Here is a 1,603-nt window from a genome sequence, read left to right as displayed (position 1 = left end):
CATTTACTACCTGTTCGGCCAAACCAGCTTCGGCCACTAGAACTTTAATAATCGAACCTGGTGGATATAGGCCTTGTGCAGCCCTGTTAAGCAATGGGCTGTTGAGCGACTGTGAAACAGTCTCCCATTCATCTTCAAGTGTATTGGGATTAAAACTCGGGCGGCTAACCATCGCCAATATGGCACCTGTTTTCGGCGACACAGCAACAATTGCCCCCCGCCTTCCACCTAATGCCTGATAAGCAGCTTGTTGCAATCGGGCATCAAGTGTTAAGGTAATTGTATTACCTGCACGGCTAGTAAATAGCTGGCTGATTGCACCCAGGCGACGCTCAGGATTTATTTGTCCTGAGAGATAGCCGTCATAACTGCTTTCAACACCTGTTTTGCCATAGGTAAGACTATCATAGCCTACAACATGGGCAAATAATGCATGATACGGATATTCACGTTGATACTTTTTTTGCTCCGTCAATTTGCTTACCGCCAATATATTTCCCTGGCGATCAATAATCTGGCCGCGTTCAACCTTTTTGGAGGCTTCGGCTGTACGGCGGTTAAGCGGATGAAACGCAAGACTATCGCTTGCTATAACTTGCAAATATGTCACATAACCAAAAAGTGCTATGAGCAAACCAAGAAAAAATAGTGCAGCTTGACGAATGCTCCGGCGAAGGATTTGGTTTGGATGGCTCTTATCATTCATTGGGTGCTGTCGCCTCCGAAACAGCAAATAACATTCCTAACAAAATAAAACTTGAGACCATGGAACTGCCACCATAGCTGATAAGTGGTAGCGTTATACCTGTCAATGGCAAAAACTTAGTAACCCCACCAATTATGATAAAAACTTGCAGTGCTGTAAGTACTCCTAAACCACTGGCCAACAGCATAGCAAATGGGGTCTGTGAGAGTAATGCTGCACGAAAAGCCCGGTAGATTACAAGAATATAAGCAAGAATTACGGCACTTGTACCCATCAGTCCCAGTTCTTCCCCAATAGCGGCAAAAATAAAATCAGTATGCACTTCTGGAATCATGGTCGGATAGCCGAATGTCAGTCCACTGCCAAAAATCCCACCAGTGCCTAAGGCAAATAGCGATTGAACGATCTGATAAGCTTGGCCTGTAGGGTCAGCCCAGGGATTAAGCCAAATATCAATTCTGGTTTTTACGTGAGGAAACAATAGATAGCAGACAGTAGAACCTGCGCAAAATAAACCAAGTGCTAATACCACATAGCTTAGTATACCGCTTGCCATATACACCATGGCAACTGTTGTACCAAAATATAATAACGCTGAACCTAAATCTCGCTGGACAATAAGCATCGCCATAGTTAATCCCCATAAAGCCAGTAATGGCGCGATAAAACGTGGATGAGGCAAGGTAAATGGTCCATAATGCTTTGTGGCAAAAGTTAGGAGTTGACGTCGTTCGCTTAAATAAGCGGCTAAAAATATAATAATCAGCAATTTGGCAAACTCAGAAGGCTGAAATCTAACCGGACCGAAAATAATCCAGTTTTTATTGCCGCCTATGTCTACACCAAACAAAATAGTAATGATTAATAATGCAACACCAGTTATGCCACAAAGATATT

The 1,603-nt window shown here is 43.4% G+C and carries 2 protein-coding genes; both read right to left on the bottom strand.

The window, feature by feature from the left end; all coding sequences use genetic code 11:
- A partial coding sequence (locus AC29Z1_RS17755; RefSeq protein WP_488272761.1) for a penicillin-binding transpeptidase domain-containing protein occupies positions 1-706 on the bottom strand: 706 nt, incomplete at its 3' end.
- A partial coding sequence (locus AC29Z1_RS17750) for an FtsW/RodA/SpoVE family cell cycle protein (RefSeq protein ID WP_488272760.1) occupies positions 699-1,603 on the bottom strand: 905 nt, incomplete at its 5' end. The genes AC29Z1_RS17755 and AC29Z1_RS17750, both read right to left, overlap by 8 nt.

The sequence above is a fragment of the Sporomusa sp. genome (assembly GCF_057736855.1).
This window is presented reverse-complemented; position numbering and strand designations above follow the sequence as displayed.